The sequence below is a fragment of the Flavobacterium antarcticum DSM 19726 genome (assembly GCF_000419685.1).
Classification (GTDB): Bacteria; Bacteroidota; Bacteroidia; order Flavobacteriales; family Flavobacteriaceae; genus Flavobacterium; species Flavobacterium antarcticum.
Genome location: NZ_ATTM01000011.1, coordinates 1 through 9,081, shown reverse-complemented (window position 1 = coordinate 9,081; position 9,081 = coordinate 1). Strand labels below are relative to the sequence as shown.

9 protein-coding genes are annotated in these 9,081 nt (G+C 34.4%); 8 read left to right on the top strand and 1 reads right to left on the bottom strand.

Translation table 11 applies throughout. The annotated features are described in order from the left end of the window. The coding region (locus tag YWA_RS0114385) for a transposase (protein WP_022829140.1) at window positions 1-194 on the bottom strand (194 nt) is incomplete at its 3' end. 230 nt (window positions 195-424) lie between these two features. On the opposite strand from YWA_RS0114385, the gene YWA_RS15490 reads away from it, so the two are divergent. The 8 genes from YWA_RS15490 (at window position 425) to YWA_RS15205 (ending at window position 8,466) form a co-directional block, all read left to right on the top strand. After that, complete coding sequence (locus tag YWA_RS15490) at window positions 425-832, top strand: hypothetical protein (RefSeq protein WP_157505379.1); 408 nt, start codon at window positions 425-427, stop codon at window positions 830-832. Between the two features lie 316 nt (window positions 833-1,148). After that, window positions 1,149-1,601: a hypothetical protein gene (locus YWA_RS0114375; protein ID WP_022829218.1), complete on the top strand. Its 453-nt coding sequence runs from the start codon at window positions 1,149-1,151 to the stop codon at window positions 1,599-1,601. Between the two features lie 127 nt (window positions 1,602-1,728). After that, window positions 1,729-2,265 carry a GNAT family N-acetyltransferase gene (locus YWA_RS0114370; protein ID WP_022829217.1) on the top strand — a complete coding sequence of 179 codons (537 nt, stop codon included), beginning with the start codon at window positions 1,729-1,731 and terminating at the stop codon, window positions 2,263-2,265. 446 nt (window positions 2,266-2,711) lie between these two features. Next, window positions 2,712-5,081: a TonB-dependent receptor gene (locus tag YWA_RS0114365; protein WP_022829216.1), complete on the top strand. Its 2,370-nt coding sequence runs from the start codon at window positions 2,712-2,714 to the stop codon at window positions 5,079-5,081. Between the two features lie 4 nt (window positions 5,082-5,085). Beyond that, the gene (locus YWA_RS0114360; protein ID WP_022829215.1) at window positions 5,086-5,913 is read left to right on the top strand and encodes a DUF4249 domain-containing protein; all 828 of its coding nucleotides are present in this window, start codon (window positions 5,086-5,088) and stop codon (window positions 5,911-5,913) included. A gap of 102 nt (window positions 5,914-6,015) precedes the next feature. After that, window positions 6,016-6,477, top strand: coding sequence for a hypothetical protein (locus tag YWA_RS0114355; protein WP_022829214.1), 462 nt, complete (start codon window positions 6,016-6,018; stop codon window positions 6,475-6,477). A gap of 106 nt (window positions 6,478-6,583) precedes the next feature. After that, a complete protein-coding gene (locus YWA_RS15210) occupies window positions 6,584-7,858 on the top strand; it encodes a chloride channel protein (RefSeq protein WP_022829213.1) in 1,275 nt (424 codons plus the stop codon). Further along, on the top strand, window positions 7,858-8,466 hold the full coding sequence (locus YWA_RS15205; protein ID WP_022829212.1) for an HPP family protein: 609 nt from the start codon (window positions 7,858-7,860) through the stop codon (window positions 8,464-8,466). Before YWA_RS15210 ends, YWA_RS15205 begins: the two co-directional genes overlap by 1 nt. The last annotated feature ends 615 nt before the right edge of the window (window positions 8,467-9,081 follow it).

Here is a 9,081-nt window from a genome sequence, read left to right as displayed (position 1 = left end):
GCTGTCTGTTTTATAATTCCATTACCAGGAAAACTAACAGCACCAAACTTATCGTAATCCTTGCGCCATTTATAAAGCATACTAACTCGGATACCTAATTCTCTAGCTAATTCAGTAATGTTAGAACGTTCATTACTTAATTCTACAGCTTTTATCTTAAATGCTGCATCATATTTTTTTCTATCTGTTGTCATAAGTTAAAATTAAGTTTTTTTCTCTTAACTTAAACTCCCAGCTAAATTAGTATATCCAGCTTTGCAATTAAGTGTAGCAGATTTATAGGGTTTTCTTTTTGAGCGGTAGAAAAGTGTATATTTGATGGAAAGTCTGAAGTTTGTCAGAGATATACATACAAAATGTGTTGTATATTTCTGATGGTATCAGACATATAAGCAAGTTGCCAGCAAATTTGAAAAAAATAGGAGTGAAAAAATTAATTGCAAAAATTTTTAGGAAATCGACGTCTGAAAAACTAATAGATGTCGAAATCGAGTTAAGTGAAGATTGGACTAAATTCGAAAACGGAAATTCAATTGGAAAGAAAGGTTCTGAAGGTGGAAAAATTTTAAATGACCAAGAAAATATCAATGGTGCAAGAATAACAATTGAAGCCAACGGTGGAAATGCACCTTTTGTGATAACGTTTGGAATCTATGGCCTAATGTTTCATACAGAGTTTTTTAGTGAAATAGAAATCGCCGTAGAATATTTTAAGAGAAAGAAAATTGAAATCGACTATGTTCTACAAATGTTCGAAATTCCAGAAAATAATCAGGATAAGGAATGGGAAAATAAAAAAGATGAATATTTAGAAAAATTAGTCTACGAATAAAATCTACTGTTAACAATAAAGGTTTCGTTGCGTTCGCAGAACGAACAATGAAACCTGTGTTGAACGGAATCCTCTTTTTTTTGCAGTAAAATCTGGTTCATTTTTTAGTGTTTACCTTTACTTTTGCTGCCAATTCCTTTTCCTATACTAGAGTAAACCATTTGATTGCGGGATATTCCAGTGAAGTTTTGCATCATTAAATATGCAAAACAGCAGATTAGTATTTAATTATTTATATTTGGAGGTAATAAAACGTGGGTTTTTTCACAGACTGACGTTGTGTGTAATTTGAAACACTAAGCTGTAAATAGAATAGATGGGAATATTTGGAAATTTATTTGGAAGTAAAAAAAGCAATAACCCTTCCAATCCTGAAATTAGATCAGAATATAATTTGATGTCAAATATTGCATTAATGCAAATGATCAAATATGAAAACACAGTCAATTATAAACTAATTGAAGACGGAATATATGAAGATCTGAATGACGAAGATGACGCAAAATATCGAATGACTATTTCATATGTGTTAGAACCTGACAATGCTAATAATCAATATCCTCTTAAAGATATTTTAGACAAATATTTAATGCATGCATCAGATTTCCAAGAAGCTGAGAATGACCAAGGATCAACTATATTTCTAACTGAATTAGGTGGTTACTTAGAAAAAATGAAAGAGGTTAAAGAAATAATTGGAAAAAAAGTGTTTAATAGAGATTTTCTAGATCATGATGGAAAGGTGAGCGTTGACTTAATAATAGAATAAAAACTACACACAACACTGTATAAAAATAATTGCGGTTTAGTGCTTAATCAAAGGTCGTTACGAAGTTCGCAACCTCGCGAAGCTACAAAATTTTAGCGGTCAGGCTAAAAGACGACACGACTTAAAAATGAGAAGACAAGATTACATAGAAACGGAAAGAACAATTTTGCGAAGACTTACAATCGATGATGCAGAAGATTTTTATGCGCTAAATCTTGACAAAGAAGTATTGAAATATACAGGTGACCAACCTTTTGAAAACATACAGACTTCAAAGGACTTTTTAACAAACTACGACCAATATGAAAAATACGGCGTCGGACGACTTGCAGTTATTGAAAAAGCGACTTCAAAATTTATTGGTTGGTGCGGACTGAAATACAATCCTGACAACGACGAATATGACATTGGTTTTAGATTTTTAAGAGATTATTGGAACAAGGGTTTTGCAACGGAAACAGCCAAAAGTTGCCTTGACTTTGGGTTTAATGGATTGGGTATTGCAAGAATTGTAGGAAGAGCAATGAAGGAAAACAAAGCTTCTATTAAAGTGCTTGAAAAAATAGAAATGACATTCAAAGAAACTTTTGACTTTGAAGGACACGAGGGCGTGATTTATGAACGAAGAAACAATGACAATGAGAAGAGAAGCCCGAACCGCTAATCAAGTAGGCTTCTCCGCTATAAACGAACAAAGAGAGCCTCTCAAATATTTATATTCACGAAAAACCAAAAAAAGCAATAATAAATTAAGTACACCATCGAGCATACGGGTCATCCCGCTAAAAATCGGGACAGGCTGTACTCGGCGGTTTGAAAAGAGATGGATTGAGTTTGATTGAGTTGGATGTAAAGTTAAGTCAAGGATAAGTATACTCTTTTCTTCAAGCGTTTTAAGGTAATGTTGTGCCTTAAATGGGACTTTCCTCAAGATTATATTTTAAGTCGGCATTTCACGATTTGCTTCGCAGTTGAGTAATTGACCAACTCCGCGTCGCAAAGTGTACCTGCTTCAGTTATTTACGCTTTGTTTTATTCTGAAAACGTTAACAATTGCTTATTAAGAACTAAACTGATTTTTCTTCATCTTTGAGCATCAAATAATAATCCATGGATTTAAAAACAAGATTACTTCTGTTGTGCTGTATTTTTCAGTTTGCCACTACTTTTGCACAAGAAAAATTCACCATAAGTGGAACCATTTCAGACGCAAACAGCAATGAAACTTTAATAGGCGTTAATATTTATGTTCCTGAACTTCAAATTGGCACTTCCACTAATGCTTACGGGTTTTATTCGCTGACTTTGCCTGAAGGAAGCTATAAGTTTGAGTTCAGTTATGTGGGTTATCAGACGGTTTTTGAAAAAATCAGTTTTTCTCAAAACGTAAAGAAGAATTTGAGTTTAAGCCACGATGGTGAACAATTACAAGAAGTAATCATTACCGAAAAACCGAGAGCCAACATTCGAAAAGCGGAAATGAGTGTCAATAAACTCTCGATTGCCACAATTAAAAAAATGCCTGTTGTTTTGGGTGAAGTCGACGTTATTAAATCGATTTTGTTACTTCCGGGCGTTACCAATGCCGGCGAAGGTGCCTCTGGATTTAATGTTCGAGGTGGTGGTGCCGACCAGAATTTGATTTTATTAGACGAAGCTACGATTTTTAATTCCTCGCACGTTTTTGGATTTTTCTCTGTTTTCAATCCCGATGCGATTAAAGATTTGAAGTTATATAAAGGAGGAATTCCGGCCCGTTATGGCGGTCGTGGTTCTTCGGTTTTAGATATTTATCAGAAAGACGGTAACTCAAAAAGTTTTCACATGAACGGTGGAATCGGTTTAATCTCAAGCCGACTTCTCGCAGAAGGTCCAATCGTAAAAGACAAAGGTTCGTTCTTGATTGGCGGTCGTGGTTCGTATGCACATTTATTTTTAAAATTAGCAGACAATGACAATGCGGCCTATTTTTATGATTTGAATGCCAAGTTGAGTTATAAATTAGACGACAAAAACAGTTTGTATCTTTCGGGATATTTTGGTCGCGACGTTTTCAAACTTGCCGATAGTTTTACAAATATTTATGGAAACTCAACGCTTAATCTAAGATGGAACCATTTATACAGCGACAAATTATTTTCCAACTTGTCTTTAATATACAGCGATTATTACTACGGTTTGATTTTAGATTTTGTGGGATTCCAATATGATTCAGGCATTAAAAACTATAACTTTAAATATGATTTCAAAAACTATATTTCAGATAAGCTGAAATTAAACTTTGGTGCCAATGCCATTTACTACGATTTCAATCCGGGAACTATAAAACCAACAAATGCAGAATCGGGAATTAACGGCCGTCAGTTGGAACAAAAATATGCGTTTGAACCTTCTCTTTATTTGGAAGTTGAACACGATTTGACGAAAAAACTTTCTTTGATGTATGGCTTGCGGTACAGTATGTTTTATCGATTGGGGCGATCGACTGTGAATTTGTACGAAAATGACCAAGCCGTAACGTACAATGAAGATTTGAAAATTTACGAAAAAGGAAAACCTATTGGAACAAAATTTTACGATAGCAATAAAACCTTAGCTTCTTTTGACAATCTAGAACCAAGAGTTGCTGTTTCGTATGCCTTAAATGAAAACCAATCGATTAAGGCAAGTTACAATCGCATGACGCAATATTTGCAATTGGTTTCCAATACTTCTTCTCCTACTCCACTGGATGTGTGGACGCCAAGTGATCAGTATATAAAACCACAAATTGTAGATCAAGTCGCATTGGGGTATTTCAGAAATTTAAACGAAGATTCCTATACTTTAGAAGTCGAAACGTTTTATAAAACGGTAAAAAACAGGATTGATTATATCGACGGAGCGGATTTAATTGCCAATGAGGCTTTGGAACAAATTATCTTAAATGGTCGTTTACGTTCCTATGGACTTGAAGTATTGTTTCGAAAAAATACAGGTAAATTTAACGGTTGGATTTCCTACACACTTTCTCGTTCAGAACAGCAGACACCTGGACGAACTCCAACAGAGATTGGTATTAACAACGGAAATTGGTATAAATCAGCTTATGACAAATTGCATAACATTGCGGTAACGACGGCTTATGATTTAAATGAGCGTTGGAGTTTTGGCGCTAATTTCACTTTGCAATCGGGCCAACCCGCAACGTTTCCAAACGGTCAATATGAATACCAAGGCATTACAGTTCCCAGTTATGGATTGCGAAATGAAGAGCGATTGCCCGTTTACCACCACTTGGATATTGCTGCAACTTACACACCAAAACAAAAAAAGAAAAGAGCTTTTCAAGGCGAATGGGTTTTTAGTATATACAACATTTACAACAGACAAAATGCCGCTTCGATCAATTTCAGACAACGATCGGAAGGTAAAAATGAAGCTGCTCGATTTTCGATTTTTGGAATAGTTCCAGCGGTTAGTTATAATTTCAAATTTTAAAAGGATGAAAAACTTCAAATATATAATGCTTCTATTGGCAGTGGTCCTGACTGCAACTTCGTGTGAAGAAGTGATTGATGTCGATTTAAATACTGCTGCACCAAGATTGGTAATTGACGCTTCTTTAAAATGGGAAAAAGGAACGGACGGCTCGAATCAGGAAATTATTTTATCAACAACCACGGGTTACTTTAACCAAAATATTCCAAAAGTTTCTGGAGCTACCATTTTTGTAACGAATTCAACTGGAGTTGTTTTTGACTTCCTGGAAAATAGTGAAGTACCAGGATCCTATATTTGTTCCAATTTTATCCCTACTATTAATGAAGAATATGCTCTGACTGTTATGCATGATGGAATGACTTACACAGCAACTGAAACGCTAAAACCGGTTCCCGTGATTGATAAAATTGAACAAAAAGACGACGGTGGTTTTATAGGCGAAAATATTGAGATTAAGTTTTTTTATACGGATGATGCAGCGACAGAAGATTATTATCTATTTCGGACGAAACTTTCACGTTATTCAATACCACAATACAGCGTGAGCGGCGACGAGTTTTACCAAGGAAATCAAATTTTTGGAATTTACAGTAATGAAGATATTACTTCAGGCGACAAATTAGACATCACGTTAAGTGGTATTTCTGAAAGTTACTTTAATTACATGCAGGTTTTATTAAGTATTGCGGGAAGTGCTGGAGGAAGTCCCTTTCAATCTCCACCTGCAACCGTGAGAGGAAATATTATCAATACGACTCAAAAAGAAAAGTATGCGTTGGGTTTTTTTACTGTTTCAGAAACGGATCGTGTTGTTTACATTGTGGAATAAGTGAACCTTCAAATTTTATACAATACAAGAAATGTTATGTAACACACAGTTGCTCAATTTTGTAGAAATTTGACTTATCAATAAACCACAAAATTAATCACTATGAAAAAGTCAATTGGATTATTAGCAGTTTCGTTATTATTATCTGGAGCTGTGTTTACAAGTTGTAAATCAAACGCTGAAAAAGTAGAGGACGCACAAGAAGATGTTGTTGATGCGAAAGAAAACGAAATGGATGCACAACAAGATTTGAATGAAGCAAAATACGAGAATGCTTCTGATTACGAACAATTCAAAGCGGCGACTAAAGTAGTCATTGCTGAAAATGAAACGAGAATTGCAGAATTTAAAGTAAAACTGAAAGCCGAAACAGCTGAAAACAAAGCAAAGTGGCAGGCCAAAGTGGATGATTTAGAAAAAAGAAACGATCAATTAGAAGATGACATCGATGATTTTAAAGATGGCGCAAAAGAAGACTGGAATGCGTTTAAAAATAGAATTGAAAAAAGCAAAAACGATATTAACGCTGACATCGAACAATATAAAAAAGACCATAACTATTAGTAGTTGGTTTCAAAATGAAAGGTATACAGAAATGTATGCCTTTTTTTATTGAATAATTTAGGATAAATAAATAATCGTTGCGTAATTTTGCAAAAAACACATTAAAATGAGTTCGATTTCCGAAATCAAAAAAAATCATCCCTACATCATTTTCCAAAAGCTAATAGTCGTATCCATCCTTATTGGATTTTTAGCTTCCTTTTTAGCCATATCGTTAAAAAAGATAACGGAGTATTATGAAACTATATTCTTCTATAAATCGAGTAATTCCCCGTGGTTGCTGATTATTTTTCCTGTTTTTAGTTTGTCGGTGATTTACTTTCTACGGATTTATTTGTTCAAAAGGAAATCCAACAAAGGAATAAAGGAGATTTTTGAGGTTACTCAAAATAAAAACAAAAACTTACCGCTTTATAAAATACCGTCTCATTTTATCAATGGATTGATTACTGTTGTTTTTGGTGGTTCTACAGGAGTTGAGGTTTCTACAGTTGTCGCTACGGCAACAATTGGTTCCATTGCCCAACAAAAAGAAAATACGTTCCGCACCTATAAAGCAGAACTCATTGGTGCTGGAGTTGCTGCAGGAATTACGGCATTGTTTGGAAGTCCCATTGCAGGCATATTTTTTGTTTTAGAAGTAATTTCAAAAAAGACTACAAAAGTATTTTTCTTGACCAATGGAATTGCGGTGTTAATTTCAACAGCATTACTATTTTTACTTGATGAAAGACCTCTGTTTCCGATAGAGTCAATGACGTGGAACTATTATGCTATTCCGTATTTCATATTGTTAGGAATTTTGGCAGGAATGAATTCGGTTTATATTACGAAGTGTGTTTTGTTTTTCAAATCCACTTTTGCAAAACTAAATGAAGATTATTATAAGGTTTTAATTGGTGCATCCATATTAAGTGTATCGTTGTTTTTCTTACCACAGCTTTATGGCGACGGTTATCATGCGGTCAAAGAATTGTTACACACAAATGTGCCACTTTCAGTCACTTTACTACTGACGACGATTGCAATTATACTGTTGAAACCAATTATCACCTCTATAACGTTAGCGGCTGGTGGTGACGGAGGTGTTTTTGCACCAAGTTTATTTGTGGGTGCTTTTTTAGGATATTTACTTGCTACAATTTTAAATTCTTATTTTGACGTACAGGTGATTACTTTAAACTTCATGATCATTGGAATGGCGGCAGTTTTGAGTGCCAGTATTCATGCACCATTTACTGCTTTATTTTTGGTATGTGGCGTTACAGGAAACTACGGTCTATTTTTTCCACTTTTGGGAGTTTGCTTAATTGCTAAATATACCTCAAAGCTGATTTATCCGTATACGGTTTATTCAATAATCCCATCTACCGTTAAATAATGGCAATCCGTAACATTAAGCGAGGGTACCGCAGAACGAAATACATTCTTTATAAAGAAACATTAGTAGATTTTAGAGAGCACTTTTGGGCCTTTATCGGTTCTTTTATCGGAATAGGAGCTATTGCCTATATTCAAACGTTACACTTACCGGTTTCCGATGTCATCTATCTAATTGGTTCATTTGGCGCTTCAAGCGTATTGGTTTATGGCGTTATTGAAAGTCCGTTGGCACAACCACGAAATTTAATTGGGGGACACGTTGTTTCGGCTACAATTGGCGTGACAATACAACAATTAATTCCAGATCTCATTTATATTGCGGCACCATTAGCAGTTTCATTGTCAATTGTGTGTATGCAAATTACCAAAACACTTCATCCGCCCGGAGGAGCAACTGCTTTAATTGCTGTTTCAGGTTCTGCACAATTGAAAGAGATCGGCTATTGGTACGTAATCTCTCCAGTCCTAGTCGGCTGCCTGATTTTGCTACTTGTAGCGTTAGTCTTCAACAACATGACTTCGAAAAGGCAATACCCAATTGAACGTCGAATGAGTTTTCATAAGATAATTCCCTACATTGGGCGAAAAGTCAGAAGTAAAAGGTAGATATTAGAGGAAATAATTAGGACACAGCACTCATTTTTTCATTCTAAAGCTATATCATTTTAGAGGTAATATTAATTTAGTAGCGATTTAATAGAACTACATTCTTCGTGCGAATGACTGCCAACTTTAATTTTAGAGCTCACAAATTCAAAAATGAGTGAAAGGAAAATTATTTCAAGGTGTAGAACTTCATAGCATTACACATAAGAAATGAGCTTACGTGAAGCATTTTAACACAATATGCCCGGAAACTACGTAAGAATATTCTTTTTAGACTCTAAGTATGGCCAAATTTTTCAGAATAATTATAAATTACAATCAGTAGATTAAGAAATAAGTAATTAATCGTGCATTTATTTTTACAGTCAAAATCCATTAAATTGTTTTAGTAAATTTGAATTTTCAGTATCTTATTTCAGTAGTTATCATTCTAGTGCAATATTATTGAATGTAATTGAAAAGTACTATAAAACACTTTAATTTGCTTTTAATTTTTCTCTACACATCAATTTGTTGTCAGTGGATATGCAAATAAAAAGTGGAGTTTAAGTTAAGCGACATTTTTGTAATTATTTGATTGTTTGTTAAATTCCTTTATTGTCATATATTTCAAAG